Origin of the sequence: Streptomyces sp. NPDC008313 (assembly GCF_042956125.1) — a bacterium.
Lineage (GTDB): Bacteria > Actinomycetota > Actinomycetes > Streptomycetales > Streptomycetaceae > Streptomyces.
On record NZ_JBIBFR010000005.1, the window covers coordinates 71,645 to 90,507 of the forward strand.

Below are 18,863 nucleotides of genomic sequence, written 5' to 3' on the forward strand. Positions count from 1 at the left end.
AAACCGGGCCCCCGCGGCCTCACGTGGTGGGCTTCTCGCCGTCGTCCGGGAGCGGCTTCACGCCCTTGCACAGGTCCGTGGTGTCACTCGTGCCGGGGTAGGCGACCTTGGTCACCCGGTCGAAGTGGGTCCGGTACATGTCGTGCACGGCGTCGTCGTCGACCTTGATGATCGACTCGTCGTTCTCGCGCAGCGCGGGCCCCGTGTAGTTGCCCGAGCCGGTGAAGCTGACCTTGTTCCGCACCCCGTCGTACACGCCGTCGACGAGGATGTACTTGGAGTGGATGATGAACGGCGTCGTCAGCTTCTTGCCGGGACTGAGCGGGTCCCGGTCGTCGTTGTAGCAGCGGACGGTCGGGCCGCCCGTGGTGTGCATCTTCTCCCACGTGCCCTTGGTGCCGCCGGAGCTCTTCGCGCTGTCCGACTCGGCGTACACGATGCTCACCGAGCAGCCGGACTTCTTCAGCGAGACGAGCTTCTCGGCGATCGCCAGCCGGGTGAGCTTGAAGATCGCGACCCGGACCTTGGTGTGCTGGGTGACGCCCGCGGTGTCCTTGTACGTGCACTGGACGTTGTTGAGCACCGAGTAGACGGTGTCGGTGGCGCGGGTGTTGCCGGCCCGGGGGAAGAAGTACGCCTTGTAGAGGCCGTTGCTGACGGTGCGGTAGTTCCAGGACGCCCAGTCCCTGGCGGCCATCGTGTCAAAGTAGTCGGAGTAGGCGTCGTACATCGTCGGGTTGTTCGGCAGCACCAGCGCGTCGTTGAAGAAGCGGGTGTTCGCCGACGGCGTGGAGTTCGTGGTGGTCTCGACGACGACGTTCGTGGCGCCCGCGACCGCGGAGAACAGCCAGAACTTGTTGTGCATGATCGACTTGCCGAACCTCGGGTCGCCGAGGCACGACTTGTCCTTCGGGCAGGTCGTGATGTACGAGCGCTTCGTGCGGTCCGTGCCGAGCGCGGAGGCCAGGGTGCCGTACGACGTGTTCGTCGGACGGTCGCTGACGCTCGACTCGTCCAGCAGCACCTGGACGTTGACGCCGCGGTTGCGGGCGTCGACGAGCGCGTTGACGACCGTCGCCTCCCAGACGTGGTAGACCGCGACCTTGATGGTCGAGCCCGGCAGCGCGGCGTTGGTCAGCTCGACCAGCCGGGTGCGGATCGCGTACTGCTGGTCCGTGGTGCCCAGCGGATCGTTGAAGATCGGGCCCTCGGTCCAGGTCGGGCTCTCCGCCGCCTGCGCCGATCCCGCCGCGGACACCGCCTGGGCTCCCGCCGCCGACAGCACCGTGGCCAGTGCCACGGCCTGACGCCCGCCCTTGACCGGCTTCACCGCACGATGCCGCCCGGTGCCCTTCAGGCGCGCACGCGCCATGTCGTCCCCTCCCCGTCGCGACCGGCCGTTCTCCCTGATGACCACTCGCGTTCTCCTCCATGTGACCACGTGAGTTTTACATGTGACTGCCTGTGCTCCAAGTGACGGGTCGGCCATCCGTGGCTCCGGACACCCGAAAAGGTGTCAGGACGCCACCACGGCGACGGCCTGACGGCCGGTCAGGAGCGGCGGACGGCGCACGCCGATGCCCCCGCCCCGCGGTGTGGCCGCGGGGCGGGGGCATCGGCGTGCGCGGAAGGCGTGCGCCCCGGTGCTCAGTCCTCGTCGGTGGCCGCCGTGACGGCGGACGGGGACTGCTGGGCCGCGGCGGCGGTCTTCTTCGACGCCGCCTTGGAGGCCGTCTTGGTCGTCTTCGCCGCCTTCTTCGCCGTGGCCTTCTTCGCCGCGGTCTTCTTGGCCGGCGTCTTCTTGACCGCCGCCTTCTTCGCGGTCGCCTTCTTGGCCGCCTTGCGGGCCGTCTTCTTCGCCGGCTCCGTCTCGTCGGCCGCGACCTCCGGCTCCGGCTCCGGCGCGGTGGCCGGCTCCGCGGCCGCGGGGACGACCACGACGGCCGTCTCCTCGGACGAGGTCGGCGCGGTGGCCTTGCGGACGGCACGGCGGCGCGGACGGGCCGGGGCGGCACTCGCCGCGGGCGCGGCGGCCTCCTCGGCCGGCTCCGCGACCGGCGCCTCGGCCTGCCCGGCGACGGACGCGGGCTCGGCGACCGGCTCAGTGACCGTCACGACGGCCTCCTCGGCGGCCTTGGGCGAACCGGCCGGGGCGGACGCCTTGCGGGTCGCCCGGCGGCGCGTACGGCCCTGGGGAGCGGCCTCCGCCTGCGGCTCCTGCGCCACCTCGGCCTCAGGCTGCTGCGGCTCGGCGGGCGTCTCGGCCCGCTGCTGCGCGTGCGGTGCCTCGACCACCGGGTCCTCGACCGCGGCCGGTTCGGCCTCGGCGGCGTCCCGGGTCTTCGGCGCCCGCTCCTCGCTCCGCGAACGGGGAGCCCGCTCCTCGGTCCTCGGCGCGCCCGCCGGTGCAGAGGCGCGACGGCTCGCACGGCGCCGCGAACGGCCCCGGGTGGCCGCGGCCTCCGCCTCGGCGACGCTGCCGTACAGCTCCTCGTCGGGCGCGAAGTCCGGCGCGGGCAGCGCGGCCGGCGCGGCGGCCTCGGCGGCCACCTCGGCCTCCGTCTCGACGGGCTCGGTCTCCCGCGTCCCCTCCGCCTCGTACACCGCGTGCTCGTGCTCGTGGACGTGCTCGGAGCCGCCGCGGCCGCGCTTCTTGCGCTTGCCGCCGCCCCCGGCGGAGGCCGGCTGCTCCATGTGCACGATGACGCCGCGGCCGTTGCAGTGGACGCAGGTCTCCGAGAAGGACTCCAGCAGGCCCTGGCCGACCCGCTTGCGGGTCATCTGCACGAGACCCAGCGAGGTCACCTCGGCGACCTGGTGCTTCGTACGGTCGCGCCCCAGGCATTCGAGCAGGCGCCGCAGCACGAGATCGCGGTTGGACTCCAGGACCATGTCGATGAAGTCGATGACGACGATGCCGCCCAGGTCGCGCAGCCGCAGCTGGCGCACGATCTCCTCGGCCGCTTCGAGGTTGTTCCTCGTCACGGTCTCCTCGAGGTTGCCGCCCTGACCGGTGAACTTGCCGGTGTTGACGTCGACCACGACCATCGCCTCGGTCTTGTCGATCACCAGCGAACCGCCGCTCGGCAGCCAGACCTTGCGGTCCAGCGCCTTCATCAGCTGCTCGTCGATCCGGTACGTCGCGAAGACGTCGACCTCGGACGTCCACCGCGACAGGCGGCCGACCAGGTCGGGCGCCACGTGGGACACGTACCCGTGGATGGTCTCCCAGGCCTCGTCACCGCTGACGACGACCTTGGTGAAGTCCTCGTTGAAGATGTCGCGGACGACCCTGACGGTCATGTCCGGCTCGCCGTACAGCAGCGTCGGCGCGTTCGAGCTGCCGCCCTTCGCCTTCTTCTGGATCTCCTCCCACTGACCCTGGAGCCGCTCGACGTCGCGGCGCAGCTCGTCCTCGCTGGCGCCCTCCGCGGCGGTGCGCACGATCACGCCCGCGTCCTCGGGGACGATCTTCTTGAGGATGGTCTTCAGGCGGGCCCGCTCGGTGTCGGGCAGCTTGCGGCTGATGCCGGTCATCGAGCCCTCGGGCACGTAGACCAGGTAGCGGCCGGGGAGGGAGACCTGGCTGGTCAGCCGGGCGCCCTTGTGGCCGATCGGGTCCTTGGTGACCTGCACGAGGACCGGCTGGCCGGACTTCAGCGCGGACTCGATGCGGCGCGGGCCGCCCGACATGCCGAGCGCCTCGAAGTTGACCTCACCGGCGTACAGGACGGCGTTGCGTCCCTTGCCGATGTCGATGAAGGCGGCCTCCATCGACGGCAGCACGTTCTGGACCTTGCCCAGGTAGACGTTGCCGACGTACGAGGTCGACTGCTCCTTGTTGACGTAGTGCTCGACGAGCACGTCGTCCTCGAGGACGCCGATCTGGGTGCGCTCACCGCTCTGCCGGACGACCATCACGCGCTCGACGGCCTCGCGGCGCGCCAGGAACTCGGCCTCGGTGATGATCGGGACGCGGCGGCGGCCCTGCTCACGGCCCTCGCGGCGGCGCTGCTTCTTCGCCTCGAGACGGGTGGAGCCCTTGATCGACTGCACCTCGTCACCGGCGTCGCCGTGCCGCTCCTCCTTCTTGCGCGGCTCGCGGACCTTGACGACGGTGCGCTCGGGGTCGCCGTCGCCGGGCGCGGCGTCGGCCTCACCGGCCGAGTCACCGGCGCGGCGGCGACGGCGACGGCGGCGACGGCTGCTGCTGGAGCCGGAGCCGCCCTGGTCGTCGCGGTCGGCGTCCTCCTCGGCGTCCTCCTCCGTCTGCTCGGCGGTGTCCTCGGCGTCCTGCTCGGCCTGCTCGGAGGCGAGCTCGTCGTCGCCGTGGTCGGCGTCGGTGTCGTTCGACTCGCCACGGCGACGGCGGCGGCCACCGCGGCGGCGGCGACGGCGCGAACCGGACTCCTCGCCGTCGTCACCCTCGGCGCCGTCCTCGGCGGACTCCTCGTCGGTCTCCCCGGCGGGCTCCTCCGGCTCGGCGACGGCCTCGGAGCGGGCGGGGGCGGCGGGCGTCTGCTCGTCCTCGGCGGCACGGCGGCGACGGCGGCGGCGCGGCCCCGTCTCCTCCTCGACGGCGGCCTCGGGGGCCTCGGGCTCCTCCTCGGCGGCCTCCGCGGCGGCCGCGGCGGCGGCGCGCTCCGGGGTCTGGAACATCGGTTCGGTGAAGACGGGCGCCTGGAACACCGCGACGGCGGGGCGGGCCGGGCGGCGCCCGCCCTCCTCGTCGGCGCGGGCCGGGGCGGGAGCGGAGAACCCGGTCGCGGCCTTGCGGCCGGCACGGCGCCGGGGGCGGCGGCCGCCGTCCTCGGGCTGCTCGGCCTGCGCGGCCTCGGCGGCGGTGGGCTCCTGGGTCTCGCGGGTCACGGGCGCCTCCACACGCTCGTCGGCGGCTGCGCCCTCGGGCGCGCCGGCGGGCGCGGCCGCGCGCCGGGTGGCGCGGCGGCGGGTACGGCGGTCGGCGGCGTCCTCGGACGCCACGGCGGCGGCCTCGGTCTCGTCCGCGGCGACGGCCTCGGCGACCTCGGCGGTCCCGTCGGCTTCCTCCTCCTCGAGCTCCGCGGCCTCGGCGGTACGGGGCGCACCGGCGGGGGCGGACGCCCGGCGCGTGGCGCGACGGCGCGTACGTCCGGCGGGAGCGGCCTCCTCGGCCTCGGTGGCCGCGGGGGCCTCGTCGGCGGCGGGGGTCTCGTCGGCGGCCGGGACCTCGGCGGACTCGACGGACTCGGGTGCGGCGGCCGGCGCGGTGACCCGGCGGGTGGCACGGCGACGCGCACGCGGCGCGGCGGGCTCCTCGGCGGCTTCAGCGGCAGGTTCGGCGGTCTCCGTCTCGGCGGCCTCGGCCGTCGGCGCACCGGCGGGCGCGGACGCCCGGCGGGTGGCACGACGACGCGCACGCGGCTCGGCGGCAGGTTCGGCGGTCTCCGTCACGGCGGGCTCCGCTGCGGTCTCGGCGGACGCCGCCACCACCGTCTCGGCGCTCTCGGGCGCGGCGGCCGGCGCGGTGACCCGGCGGGTGGCACGGCGACGCGCACGCGGCGCGGCGGGCTCCTCGACGGCTTCAGCGGGCTCGGCGGCCTGCGTCACGGCGGGCTCCGCTGCGGTCTCGGCGGACGCCGCCACCACCGTCTCGGCGCTCTCGGGCACGGCGGCCGGCGCGGTGACCCGGCGGGTGGCACGGCGACGCGCACGCGGCGCGGCGGGCTCCTCGGCAGAGGCAGAGGCAGAAGCCGTCGCGGACGGCTCGCTCGCCGTCTCGGCGACGTCGGAGGCCTCGGCGGACGCAACGGCCGGAGCCGTCGTCTCGGCCGCGGCCTCCGAACCGGCGGTGGGCGGCCCGGCGGGGCGCGACGCGGCGCGGCGGCGGCGCCGCGGCGGCAGGGTGTCGCTGGGGGTGTCGTTGGTGGCGGAGCCCGGGGTGGGCTCGGCGGATTCGGTCGGCTCGAGCATGCGGGTGGATCTCCCGTCAGGCTCCCGGGCGCCGCGCCTGGTCCGGATGATTCCGGTGACGTCCGCGGCTCGCGCGATGCGCGGTGCCGCCGTCCGGGGCGCGGGCGCCGCACGGGAGCTCTCTGTGTCCTGTCTCGCCGGTTCCGTACACCATGTGTGCGTACGGCCTGGCGAAAGTCTTCTGGTCGGTGCGCTGCCCGACCCAGGTGGCTCCCGAGTACGAGGGCGGCGCTACGACGTCCGTCCTTACGCGGGACCTTCCGGCGCCGGCACCTTCGCGGCGGCGGTGGCGGTGGCCCCAGGAGAATCGGCTGGGGCGATCGCCGCCGCCTCGCGGTCGGGCGCGAGCGGGTCGGTCACCGTGCCGGTCTCTTCATCGAACAGCCCCTGCGCCAGCCTGGTCACCGCTACGGGGACCGGCGGCGCCAGGTCGGCCACGGCGCGGAGACCGGACAGGACGTCGTCGGGTCGAACGGCAGGCGTCACGTGCCGAACAACCAGCCGCAGTATCGCACAGGGCCGGTCGGCCGGCGCATCGGCCTGGGGACTGTGCGTATCCAGGCTCGCCACGGCGGCCCGGGCGTCGAAGGTCCGCATGCCGTTCTTGGTCCTGCGCTGGACCTCGACGGTGTCCGCCGCGCGGAAGGCCTCGGCGGCGCGCCGCGCGTCGTCGGGGGCCACGCCCTCGAGGCGCAGCTCCCACACGGACGCGGTGAGCCGGTCGGCGAGACCCGAGGTGCGGGCCTCCACGGCGTCGGTGACGTCCAGCCCGGCGGGCATCGACTCGTCGAGGAGTTCGCGCAGCTTGTCCGGGTCGCGCGCCTCGGTGAGCGCGATCTCCAGGTACTCGGCCTCACTGCCGGTGCCGGTGGGTGCGGCATTGGCGTACGACACCTTGGGGTGCGGCGTGAACCCCGCCGAGTACGCCATCGGCACCTCGGCACGGCGCAGCGCACGCTCGAAGGCGCGCTGGAAGTCACGGTGGCTGGTGAACCGGAGGCGGCCGCGCTTGGTGTAACGCAGTCGGATGCGCTGCACCGCGGGTGCGGGCGGCGGGCCTTCGGGCTGTCGCTTGCCCAGGGGAACTTCTCCTTGTGTACGGGGGGCGGATCGTGACGCGCCCCCGTGCGGGGACGCGGCGGAGCGTTCCGTGCGGCGCCCGTCGGGTGCCGCGCGGTCCGGCTCACCCCCGCGTCGACGGGGGCACCTCGCGCCCGGTCCTGTGTTCCAGGGTACGCGCCTCCTTGTGTGCGGTTTCCCGCCGGTCCACCGGCTCGGGGCGCCCGAACAGGGCCCTGCGGACGTCGGCGCGCGCCTGCCGCACCGTCTGGCGGGCGGTGGCGAGCGCCTGCCGGGTGGACCGTCCCACGCTGCGGGCGGCCGCGGCGGCGGGGCGCAGCACGGTGGCGCGCACGACGTGTCCGACAGGCGTGAGGACGGTGCGGTACGCCCAGCGGACCGGTTCCACGAAGATCCACCGCAGGGCCGTGGCGAGCAGGCGCCCCACCGCGAGCGAGATCCGCCCCGCGACCCGCCACGCGTGCGTGCACGCGTCCGCGGTCTCCCGTCCGATCACGAGCAGGACCCGTCCTGCCGGGGCGAGCACCCAGCGCCACACGGCGAGCGCGGGCAGGACCAGCAGGAGGCGGAGCGTCCAGTACAGGGCGGCGCCGAGGCCGGTGAACATCATCCCTACGAGCCGCGCGAGTCCGCGCCCGCACCACGCGAGCGCGCGTCCGGCGGGCGCGAGGATCCACGTGTACAGCGACGTCGCCGGTACGACGACGAGATACCGCACCAGCCAGGCCACCCCGGCGCAGAGGCCGGTGCCGAGGGCCGCCAGGACCGACCCGATGCCCTTGAGCAGCCGGGCGAGGGCGTGCCCGGCGGGCGTCAGCAGCCGTGCGTACAGCCAGCCGAGCCCGGCGCCGACGACGCCGAGCAGCCACGCGAGTCCGGCACCGACGACGCCGAGCGTCCACGCGAGTCCGGCACCGATCCCGCGCGCCAGCCACGCGACGCCGTGCCCGGCCGGGGTCAGGACCCGCCGGTACAGCCAGACGGCGGGCACGACGAGCAGTACGTGTCCGAGCAGGGCGAGTCCCTTGCCGACCGGGACGGCGACGTAGCGCCACAGCGCTGTCCACGGCCACACAAGCACCGCCCACGCCACCCACCGCAGCGCCCGGCCGAGCGGCCGCAGCACGGTGTCGTTCAGGAGCCGCCCGGCCGCCACCAGCGCGTCCCAGACCATCCGCACGGGGACCACCAGGACGAGGACCACGATCCGGACGGGGACACGGATCGCGACGGTGAGGCAGCCCTCCGGGGACTGCGGCTGTGGCTGTGGCCGCGCCTGTTCCGCGGGCCGCCCGGGCGGCCGCTTCTCGAGATCCATGCCTGTCAGGACGCGCGGGAGCGCCGTATGGATGCGGCGGGCGGGCGGGAAGAGGCCGGTCCGTGCCCGCCCGCGTGATGTCGCGGGCGGGCACGGCCGGCCTGGTGGGCGGTGTGCTCAGGGGCGGAGGGTTACCGCATGCCGCGGCCCCGGCGCTTCGACTGGTCGTCGATGCCCTCGGCGTCCGTGCCCTCCTTCTCGACGCCCTCGGCCTCGATGCGCTCCTTGCGCACGCGGCCGCGCACGGTCTCCTGCTCGGTGCGCTCGTCGGTGGTCATCCGGACCCGCTCGACGGGTACCGTCTCGGTCTCCACCACCGGGCGCTCCTCGTGGAGGGTGACCTCGTACTCGGCCTCGGAGAGTTCCTGGCCGCTCATGGCCTTGCCCCGGTTGGCCTCGGTGATCGGCTCGCGCTCGATCCGGACCTCCTCGTGCCGGACGGGCACGGTCTGCTGCACGTCCTCCGTCACGACGTACTTGCGCAGCCGGGCGCGGCCCGTCTCGTGCCGCTCGACGCCGACGTGCATCTGCTCCTCGGAGCGCGTCATGGCGTTGTCGCCGCCGCCCGTGGCAGCCGCGTGGCGGCCGCCTTCAGCGGTGCCCTGCTTCCGGGTGCGGCCGGCCGCTCCCGCGGCTCCCGCCGTACCGGCGGCGGTTCCTGCCGCCGTCCCGGTGCCGCCGTGGGCCCAGCCGCCTTCGCCCGGCCGGTTGGCCTGGGTCCACGCCTCGTCCCACTTGATGCCGTAGTGCTCGTAGAGCCGGTGCTCCTCGGACTCGGAGAGATGTCCGCCCGCGTCCACGTCGACGTTGGGCGCACCCTTGATCTTGTCCTTGGCGTAGGGCACTTCCAGGTGGTCCTCCACCATGGTGGCCTCAGCGATGGGCACGAACGACTCACTGCTGCCGAAGAGACCCGTCTTGACGGTCACCCACTCCGGGCGTCCGGTCATGTCGTCGAAGAAGACGTGCCTGGCGTCGCCGACTTTGGAACCTGTCCCGTCGTAGACGGGGTGCCCCAGCAGGGCGGGAATCTGCTCTCGGGTGATCATGAGGTCTCACCCTCCTTCCGCTGGCTCTCCTCCCGAGTTCTCACCCTCACTCGTACAAAACGGAAATATGCCACCTTTCGCGGCATACGCCCCAGAAGCCCCACGGAGCACTTCCGGGCCGCATCCCGCACGGGCCCACGGGCTCACAGGCCGCACACGACGAGGCGGGGGCGCCGGCGTCGAAACGCCCGCGCCCCCGCCTCGTGGCCGGACCGTCGGGTCAGTGTGTGTGACCACTGCCCGCCGGCTGCTTCACCGTCAGCGGGAGCAGCTTCTTGCCCGTGGGGCCGATCTGGATCTGCGTGTCCATGGCCGGGCACACCCCGCAGTCGAAGCAGGGGGTCCAGCGGCAGTCCTCGACCTCCGTCTCGTCGAGGGCGTCCTGCCAGTCCTCCCAGAGCCAGTCCTTGTCGAGACCGGAGTCGAGGTGGTCCCAGGGCAGGACCTCCTCGTAGGTACGCTCACGGGTGGTGTACCAGTCGACGTCCACGCCGAAGCCGGGGAGCGTCTTGCCGGCGCAGCTCATCCAGCGGTCGTACGAGAAGTGCTCGCGCCAGCCGTCGAAGCGGCCGCCGTCCTCGTAGACGGCGCGGATGACGGCGCCGACCCGGCGGTCGCCGCGGGAGAGCAGGCCCTCGACGATGCCGGGCTTGCCGTCGTGGTAGCGGAAGCCGATGGAACGGCCGTACTTCTTGTCGCCGCGGATCTTGTCACGGAGCTTGCCGAGCCGGGCGTCCGTCTCCTCGGCCGACAGCTGCGGGGCCCACTGGAACGGGGTGTGCGGCTTGGGCACGAAGCCGCCGATCGACACCGTGGCGCGGATGTCGTTCTGCCCGGAGACCTCGCGGCCCTTGGCGATGACGTTGACCGCCATGTCGCCGATCTGCAGGACGTCGTCGTCCGTCTCCGTGGGCAGACCGCACATGAAGTACAGCTTGACCTGGCGCCAGCCGTTGCCGTACGCCGTCGCGACCGTCCTGATCAGGTCCTCTTCCGAGACCATCTTGTTGATGACCTTGCGCATCCGCTCGGAGCCGCCCTCGGGGGCGAAGGTCAGACCGGAGCGGCGGCCGTTGCGGGTGAGCTCGTTGGCCAGGTCGACGTTGAACGCGTCCACGCGGGTGGAGGGCAGGGAGAGACCGATCTTGTCCTCCTCGTACCGGTCCGCCAGGCCCTTGGCGATGTCGCCGATCTCCGAGTGGTCGGCGGAGGACAGCGAGAGCAGGCCGACCTCCTCGAAGCCGGTCGCCGCCAGCCCCTTCTCGACCATGTCGCCGATGCCCGTGATGGAGCGCTCGCGCACCGGGCGGGTGATCATGCCCGCCTGGCAGAAGCGGCAGCCGCGGGTGCAGCCGCGGAAGATCTCGACCGACATGCGCTCGTGCACCGTCTCGGCGAGCGGCACCAGCGGCTGCTTCGGGTACGGCCACTCGTCGAGGTCCATGACCGTGTGCTTCGACACGCGCCACGGGACGCCGGACCTGTTGGGGACGACGCGGGCGATCCGGCCGTCGGGCAGGTACTCGACGTCGTAGAACGCCGGGATGTACACCGACCCGGTCCGGGCGAGGCGGAACAGGACCTCCTCGCGGCCGCCGGGCCGCCCCTCCGCCTTCCAGGCGCGGATGATCTCGGTCATGTCGAGCACGGCCTGCTCGCCGTCGCCGATGATCGCCGCGTCGATGAAGTCCGCGATCGGCTCCGGGTTGAACGCGGCGTGTCCGCCGGCCAGCACGATCGGGTCGTCGACCGTGCGCTCACGGGACTCCAGGGGGATGCCGGCCAGGTCCAGCGCCGTGAGCATGTTCGTGTAGCCCAGCTCCGTGGAGAAGGACAGGCCGAAGACGTCGAAGGCGCCGACCGGGCGGTGGCTGTCCACCGTGAACTGCGGGACGCCGTGCTCGCGCATCAGCTCCTCGAGGTCCGGCCACACGCTGTAGGTGCGCTCGGCGAGGACGCCCTCGCGCTCGTTCAGTACCTCGTAGAGGATCATGACGCCCTGGTTGGGCAGCCCGACCTCGTACGCGTCCGGGTACATGAGGGCCCAGCGGACGTCGCAGTCGTCCCACGGTTTGACGGTGGAGTTCAGCTCACCGCCGACGTATTGGATGGGCTTCTGCACATGCGGGAGCAGGGCCTCGAGCTGTGGGAAGACCGATTCGGCAGGCATCTCGCGAACCTTCGTGAGCTGACAGGGGTGACCATTCAGCGTAACGCGGCCGAAGGCACCCGCCGCACGTCCGCGACGGTGGCGGGGCGGGGGCGGGCCGGGGACGGCGCGTCCGCCGCCCGGCCCGGACCTCGTCCCCGGCCCGGAGCGGCCCGCCCCCTCAGAGCCCGGACCGGTTCCCGACCGCCTCCCACACGCCGGGCAGCGCCTCCTCGGCGCGGGCCGCCAACCGCTCCTGCCTGCCGTACAGCACGCCGTACGTGAAGGTGCTCTCCCCCGCCGCGTCGGCCTGCTCCGCCAGTTCCCGCAGGGCCTCGCGGGCCATCACGCTGTCCTGGTGGTCGCCGAGCAGGCTCTGCACGGACTTCAGCGACTTCGCCAGTCTCCTCGCGGGCCCGCCCAGCGCGGGCGTCGCGGTCTCGGCCGCGTACCGGGCGCGCTTGGCCTTCTTGCGGGCCTCGTGCAGGGCCCGGTCGCGTTCGGTGCCGGGCTCCAGGGCGAGCGCGTGGCCGACGCGGTCCGAGACCCTCGCCACGTCCTTGCGCACGGCCCTGGCCAGCACCTTCTCCGGTTTCCCGGAGGCCGCCGCGCGCAGCGGCGGCTGGGCGAGCAGCGTGTCGAGCGCGGCCAGCAGGTCGAGGTAGCGCCTGCTGTCCAGCGTGTCGAGGAGGCGGCGCCGGGAGTCGGCGCGGCGGGCGAGGGACCAGGTGCGCAGCCGGTTGCGGACGGGGCCCGAGCGGAGGGCCTTGGGCAGCTCGTCGAGGGCCGCGCTCAGCCGGGCGGTGAGGACCTCCTGGTCGCGGTCGGCTCCCAGTTCGCCGGCCAGCCACTTCAGCTCCTGCCCGACCGGGCCGGTGACGGCGCGGTCCAGGACCTTGCCGTACGAGCGGAAGGCGCTGCGCATCCGGCGGGTGGCGACGCGCATGTCGTGCACCCCGTCGTCGGCCTCCCGGCGGACGGCGGGGTCGAGCGCGACGATCGCGTCGCGCTGGGCCCTGACGTACGCGAGGACGTGGTCGCCCGCGCCGGCCAGGGCGGGGTGCCCGGGCTTCTTGCGGGTGGAGCGCGGTCCCGTCTCCCCGAGCGCCCGCGCCAGCTTGGAGGCGGACGCGGAGGGCGTGAGACCGGCCTCGCGGAGCGTGCGGTCGACCTCGTCGAGGAAGGCCGGGTCGCCTCCGTCGGCCAGTTCGGCCTCGACCTCGGTCCACTCGGCGGTGCCCTCGCCGCCGGCCAGCCGCTCGGCGCTCACCCGGTCGACGCTGACCTCGGCGAGCAGGGCGCCGTCGGCGTCGAGGAGATGGCGCACGTCACGGACCGACACCAGCCGGACCAGGGGGGCGAGTGCGGCGTCGCGCACCCGGGAGCGTACGAGGGAGCGGAGCGTGTCCGGGACGGTGTCGGAGAGCGGGGCGCGGATCTCGTCCCGGACCCCGGCGGCGACGGGCAGCTTCAGGTGCCAGCCCGCGTCCTCGCCGCCGGTGCGGCGGCGCAGGGTGACGGAGGAGGCGGCCAGCCGCTGGTCCGACGTGTCGTAGTAGACGGCGTCGAGTTCGGCGACGCCCCGGTCGACGACCCGCGCGACGCCGCGGACCCCGGTCAGGTCCGGCAGCCCGACGTCGCCCCCGCCCGCGGGGCCCTCGTACTTCCGCTCGATCTCACGCTTGCTGTCCGCCATGAACCGAATCTAGCCCCGGACCCGGCTCATGGGCAGACCGCGACGAGGGCGCCGCGCCGTTCGTCAGGCGGACATCGGGCGCTGGACCCTGATCGACTGGAGCAGGCCGACCGCCACCCAGACCGCGAACATCGACGAGCCTCCGTAGCTGACGAAGGGCAGCGGGAGACCGGCGACCGGCATGATGCCGAGGGTCATGCCGATGTTCTCGAACGCCTGGAAGGCGAACCAGGCGATGATCCCGGCGGCGACGATCGTGCCGTACAGCTCGGTCGTCTCGCGGGCGATGCGGCAGGCGCGCCACAGGACGACGCCGAGGAGCAGCAGTATCAGTCCGGCGCCGACGAACCCGAGTTCCTCCCCGGCGACGGTGAAGACGAAGTCGGTCTGCTGTTCGGGGACGAACTGCCCGGTGGTCTGCGAGCCCTGCCCGAGACCGGTGCCGAACAGGCCGCCCGAGCCGATCGCGATGCGGGCCTGGTTGGTGTTGTAGCCGACGCCGGCCGGGTCGAGCTCGGGGTTGGCGAAGGCGGCGAAACGGTTGATCTGGTACTCGTCGAGGATGCCCAGCTGCCAGACGGCGACCGCGCCGAGCGCTCCGGTGCCGAGCAGCCCGAACACCCAGCGGTTGGAGGCGCCGGAGGCGAGCAGCACGCCGAGCACGATGATGACCATGACCATGACCGAGCCGAGGTCGGGCATGAGCAGCACGATCATTATCGGGACGGCGGCGAGGCCGAGGGCCTGCAGGACGGTCCGGTGGTCGGGGTAGGGCTTGTCGCCCGCGTCGACCCGGGCGGCGAGCAGCATCGCCATGCCCAGGATGATCGTGATCTTCACGAACTCGGAGGGCTGGAGCGAGAAGCCGCCGCCGAACACGATCCAGGCGTGCGCGCCGTTGACCGTCGCGCCGAGCGGGGTCAGCACGAGCAGGATCAGGAAGACGGAGATCCCGTAGAGGATCGGCACGGCGGTGCGCAGGGTGCGGTGGCCGAGCCAGATCGTGCCGACCATGAGACCGAACCCGATGCCGGTGTTCATCAGGTGCCGGATCAGGAAGTAGTACGGGTCGCCCTGGTTGATCTCGGTGCGGTTGCGGGTCGCCGAGTAGACGAGGGCCGCGCCGATCAGCGAGAGCGCGATCGCCGAGAGCAGTATCGGCCAGTCGAGCCGGCGGGCCAGCGAGTCGCGGGCGACGAGCCGGGACCAGGAGGACCGCTCGGGTCCGTAACCGGAGACGGAGAAGCCGTTCGCGCCGGTCATGTCAGGGTCCTTTGGCGGTGCTGGGTGGCTCGGGTCGGGTCGGTGGCGGCCGGGCGGTGCCGCGGCCCCGAAGCGGGGGCCGCGGGTGTCGGGCGGTGCCGCGGGGCTGGGTTCACGTCAGCATCCTCCGCCTCTTCCGCTTCGGCCGGGCTCCGCGCCGCCGGGTGTCGCGGTTCGAGGTGTCCGGCGGGCTCGTGGTGGCGGCCGGGGTGCCGGTGCCGTCGTCGGCCGGCTGTCCGTCGGGCCCGGTCGCCTCCTCGTCCGCGTGCGGGTCGTACTTCTTGATCTCGGGTGCGTCGATCGAGCCGTCGGACTGGATCTTCGGGAGGCTCTTCTGCGGGGTGGGCAGGAGCGCCTTCTTCCTGTCGATCTCGCCGTCCTGGGAGACGCCGTAGAGCGCGTCGTAGATCTTGCGCACGGCGGGACCCGAGGCGCCGGAGCCCGTACCGCCCTGGGAGATCGTCATGACGACCGCGTAGTCCTTGGTGTACGTGGTGAACCAGGACGTCGTCTGCTTGCCGTAGACCTCCGCGGTACCCGTCTTGGCGTGCATCGGGATCTTCTCCTGCGGCCAGCCGACCTGGGCGAAGCGCCAGGCGGCGGTACCGCGGGTGGCGACGCCCGCGAGGGCCGCGTCCATCTGACGGAGCGTCTTCTTGTTTATCGGCAGCTTGCCGTGCGAGGAGGGCTTGATCTCCTGGACGTCCTTGCCGTCGGCGCTGACGATCGCCTTGCCGACGGTCGGGTCGTGCAGGGTGCCGCCGTTGGAGATGGCCGCGTAGATCGTGGCCATCTGGATCGGGGTGACGAGGGTGTCACCCTGGCCGATGGAGTAGTTGACGGCGTCACCGGCGCGCATCCTGTTGCCTTCGAGGCAGTTCTCGTACGCGATCTTCTCGACGTAGTCGCCGTCCTTCTTGCCGCTCTTGCACCAGGCGTCCTTGTTGGCCTTCCAGTAGTCCTGCTTCCACTGGCGGTCGGGGACGCGGCCGGTGACCTCGTTGGGGAGGTCGATGCCGGTCTTCTTGCCGAGGCCGAACTGGTGGGCGGCCTTGTAGAACCAGTCGTCGGGGTGCTTCTTGGGCTTGTTGCCGCCGTCCTTCTTCCACTCGTTGTGGGCGAGGCCGTAGAAGACGGTGTCGCAGGAGACCTCGAGGGCGCGGCCGAGGGAGATCGGGCCGAAGTTCTCCGACTCGAAGTTCTTGAAGACCTGGTTGCCGATCGAGTACGAGCTGGTGCAGGGGTAGCGGCCGTCGAAGTCGTAGCCGGCCTCGACGGCGGCGGACGTCGAGATCACCTTGAAGGTGGAGCCGGGGGCCGACTGACCCTGGGTGGCGCGGTTGAGCAGCGGGTAGTTGGACTTCTTGCCGGTGAGGTCGGCGTAGTCCTTCCCGGAGATGCCGCCGACCCAGGCGTTCGGGTCGTACGTCGGGTTGGACGCCATGGCGACGATGCGCCCGGTCTTGGCCTCCATGACGACGACGGCCCCGGAGTCCGCCTTGTAGTTCTCGCCGGTGTTCTTGTCGAACTGCGTACGGGCGACCTTCATCGCGTCGTTCAGCTCGTACTCGGCGACGCTCTGGACGCGGGCGTCGATGCTTGTGACGAGGTTGGAGCCGGGCTCGGCCTCGTCGCTCTTGGCCTGGCCGAGGACGCGGCCGAGGTTGTCGACCTCGTAGCGGGTGACGCCCGCCTTGCCGCGCAGCACCTTGTCGTACTGGCGCTCCAGGCCGCTGCGTCCGACCTGGTCGGAGCGGAGGTAGGGCGAGTCGGTGTCCTCGGCCTTGGTGATCTCCTCGTCGGTGACGGGTGAGAGGTAGCCGAGCACCTGCGCGGTGTTGGAGCCGCCGGGGCCCGCGTAGCGCCGTACGGCCTCGGGCTCGGCGGAGATGCCGGGGAAGTCCTCGGAGCGCTCGCGGATCTGCAGGGCCTGCTTGGGGGTGGCCTCGTCGGTGATGGGGATGGGCTGGTACGGGGAACCGTTCCAGCACGGCTGCGGCGTCTTGGCGTCGCAGAGCCGGACCTTCTCCATCACGTCCTTGGGCTTCATGCCCAGGACCCCCGCGAGCTTGGTGAGGACGGCCTCGCCGTCGTCCTTCATCTTCATCAGGTCCGTGCGCGAGGCGGAGACCACGAGACGGGTCTCGTTGTCGGCGATGGGCACACCGCGGGCGTCGAGGATCGAGCCGCGCACGGCGGGACTGACGACCTGCTGCACGTGGTTGCCGGAGGCTTCCTTGGCGTACTCGTCGCCGTTGCGGATCTGGAGGTACCAGAGGCGGCCGCCGAGGGTGCCGAGGAGGGAGAGCACGAGGATCTGGATGACGACGAGCCGGATCTGGACCCTCGGGGTCCGGCCGGTCTCGGGAATATTAGTCATGGGCGCGGCCCATCCCCTTGAGGGTGGTGGTGGGCGACGGGTGGGAGTTGGTCACTGCTGCCTCCCCCGCTCAGTGTGTGGACGAGTCGTACATGTACACGAGCGGCCTGTGTGCCGGGCGAGCACTCGGCCGCCGCGCGGGGGCGGGCTCTCGCGGGGATGGGGCCGGGGGCGAGGACGGGGACGGGGTCACAGCCGCTTGACCCCCTTGATGCGTCCGGCGCGGGCCACCCTGGCCTTCGCCGCCTTGACGCGCAGGCCGCCGCGCTGTCCGCCGATCTTGAGACCGGTGCCGGAGGACAGCCAGCCGGAGGCGACGTCTCCCCCGGCGGCGGAGCCGCCGGACTCGGCGAGCGGGTCGTTGTCGGCGCGCCGGGCCAGGGCCATGAGCCCGGGGACGACGAAGGGCGCGAGGAGCAGGTCGTAGAGCGCGGCGGTGAACAGCAGGCTGCCGAGTCCCACATGGCGGGCGGCGGTGTCGCCGACGAGGGCGCCGACGCCCGCGTAGAGCAGGGTCGAGCCGACGGCGGCGGCGACGACCACGGCCATCGGCCCGGTCGCCGATCTGACCTGGCCGTTGTCGGGTTTCACGAGCCCGGCGAGGTAGCCGATGACGCAGAGCACGAGGGCGTAGCGTCCGGCGGCGTGGTCGGCGGGCGGCGCGAGGTCGGCGAGCAGGCCGGCGCCGAAGCCGATGAGGGCGCCGCCGACGTGCCCGTAGACCATGGCGAGGGCGAGGACGGTCAGCAGGAGGAGGTCCGGCACGGCGCCGGGCAGGTGCAGGCGGGCGAGGACGCTCACCTGCACGACCAGGGCGACGGCCACCAGGGTGACGGAGAGCAGCATCCGGTTGAAACGCATGGGGTTCGGCTCCTACTGCTCTTGCTGCTGGCCGTCGGCGGGCGCGTTCGCCGACGGGGTGACCGTCACGGTCACGGTCGGCGTGGGGGTCGGCTTCGGCTTGGCCGGGAGCACCTCGTCGCGGGGGTCCTTGCGGGGCGCCTCGACGACGACGCCGACGATGTCGAGCTTCGTGAACGAGACGAACGGGGTGACGTAGACCGTGCGGGTGAGGTCGCCGCCGGAGGGGTCGACGCGGGTGACCTCGCCGACGGGGACGCCGGGCACGAACGGCTTGTCGGCCTGCGAACCGAAGGTGACCAGCCGGTCGCCCTTCTTGACCTTGGCCTTGCCGTTGAGCATCTCGACGCGGAAGGGGCGGTCGCCCTGTCCGGAGGCGAAGCCGAGTTCGTCGGTGGACTCCATGCGGGTGCCGACCGTGAAGTCGGGGTCGTTGGCCAGCAGCACCGTCGCGGTGTGCGGGCCGACGGTGGTGACACGGCCGACGAGGCCGTCGCCGTTGAGGACGGTCATGTCGCGCTTGAGGCCGTCGTTCGCGCCCGCGTCGATGGTGACGGTCCAGGAGAAGCCCTGGGCGGCTCCTATGGCGATCACCTGGGCGCCCTTGATCCCGTACTGGCCGGTGCCGGCCGTCTTGAGGATCCTGTCGAGCTGCCTCGCCTTGCTGCGGTTGCGGTCGTCGCTGCCGAGCTTCGCCTTCAGCGCGGCGTTGTCCCGCTCCAGCCGGGCGACCCGGTCGTGCCGGTCGCCCGACTCGCGGACCGCCTCGATGGCGTTGCCGACGGGGTCGACCGCTGCCGACACCCCGTTCTCGATCGGGCCGAACACCGTGGCGGCGCCCTGGCGGGCACCGTCGACCGGTGAGTCCTCCCCGCCTCGGATGTCCACCGTGATCAAGGCGAACGCGATGGCGATCAGCAGCACCAGGAGCAGCCGGCTCTCTCGTGTGTCCCTCACGTGCGGCGGCCGTGCCTTCCTCGTCGAAATCGTGGAAACGGTCTGAACCGTCCAAACCGCTGGAACCGCAGAAACCGTGCGGTCCTCGGATTGACGGGATGTCGGGGATTGACGGGTGTCGGGTTGTCGCGGATTGACGGGATGTCTCGGATTGACGG

The 18,863-nt window shown here is 72.6% G+C and carries 11 protein-coding genes; all 11 read right to left on the reverse strand.

All coding sequences use genetic code 11. From position 1 onward, the window contains the following. Window positions 1-19: 19 nt before the first annotated feature. The 11 genes from ACFY93_RS08680 to mreC all read right to left on the reverse strand — a co-directional run bounded on the left by ACFY93_RS08680 (window position 20) and on the right by mreC (window position 18,705). The gene (locus ACFY93_RS08680) at window positions 20-1,372 is read right to left on the reverse strand and encodes a phospholipase D-like domain-containing protein (RefSeq protein WP_391354968.1); all 1,353 of its coding nucleotides are present in this window, start codon (window positions 1,370-1,372) and stop codon (window positions 20-22) included. Between the two features lie 275 nt (window positions 1,373-1,647). After that, window positions 1,648-5,952: an Rne/Rng family ribonuclease gene (locus ACFY93_RS08685; protein WP_391354970.1), complete on the reverse strand. Its 4,305-nt coding sequence runs from the start codon at window positions 5,950-5,952 to the stop codon at window positions 1,648-1,650. Window positions 5,953-6,198: 246 nt separating this feature from the next. Continuing rightward, window positions 6,199-6,990 (reverse strand): TIGR03936 family radical SAM-associated protein, encoded by a 792-nt coding sequence (locus ACFY93_RS08690; protein WP_391354973.1) that lies wholly within the window; start codon window positions 6,988-6,990, stop codon window positions 6,199-6,201. Window positions 6,991-7,135: 145 nt separating this feature from the next. Then, window positions 7,136-8,350 (reverse strand): hypothetical protein, encoded by a 1,215-nt coding sequence (locus ACFY93_RS08695; RefSeq protein WP_391354975.1) that lies wholly within the window; start codon window positions 8,348-8,350, stop codon window positions 7,136-7,138. Between the two features lie 131 nt (window positions 8,351-8,481). Then, the gene (locus ACFY93_RS08700) at window positions 8,482-9,399 is read right to left on the reverse strand and encodes a DUF2382 domain-containing protein (RefSeq protein WP_391354977.1); all 918 of its coding nucleotides are present in this window, start codon (window positions 9,397-9,399) and stop codon (window positions 8,482-8,484) included. A 220-nt stretch (window positions 9,400-9,619) separates the two neighbouring features. Continuing rightward, the gene (locus ACFY93_RS08705; protein ID WP_391354979.1) at window positions 9,620-11,569 is read right to left on the reverse strand and encodes a TIGR03960 family B12-binding radical SAM protein; all 1,950 of its coding nucleotides are present in this window, start codon (window positions 11,567-11,569) and stop codon (window positions 9,620-9,622) included. A 160-nt stretch (window positions 11,570-11,729) separates the two neighbouring features. Then, window positions 11,730-13,244, reverse strand: coding sequence for a CHAD domain-containing protein (locus tag ACFY93_RS08710; protein WP_391354982.1), 1,515 nt, complete (start codon window positions 13,242-13,244; stop codon window positions 11,730-11,732). A gap of 63 nt (window positions 13,245-13,307) precedes the next feature. Next, entirely contained in the window at window positions 13,308-14,507 is a 1,200-nt protein-coding gene (rodA, locus tag ACFY93_RS08715) for a rod shape-determining protein RodA (protein ID WP_391354985.1), read from the reverse strand. 112 nt (window positions 14,508-14,619) lie between these two features. Beyond that, the gene (mrdA, locus tag ACFY93_RS08720; protein ID WP_391354987.1) at window positions 14,620-16,887 is read right to left on the reverse strand and encodes a penicillin-binding protein 2; all 2,268 of its coding nucleotides are present in this window, start codon (window positions 16,885-16,887) and stop codon (window positions 14,620-14,622) included. A gap of 189 nt (window positions 16,888-17,076) precedes the next feature. Continuing rightward, complete coding sequence (gene mreD / locus ACFY93_RS08725; protein ID WP_391354988.1) at window positions 17,077-17,748, reverse strand: rod shape-determining protein MreD; 672 nt, start codon at window positions 17,746-17,748, stop codon at window positions 17,077-17,079. Between the two features lie 12 nt (window positions 17,749-17,760). Further along, complete coding sequence (mreC, locus tag ACFY93_RS08730) at window positions 17,761-18,705, reverse strand: rod shape-determining protein MreC (RefSeq protein WP_391354990.1); 945 nt, start codon at window positions 18,703-18,705, stop codon at window positions 17,761-17,763. Window positions 18,706-18,863: the final 158 nt, after the last annotated feature.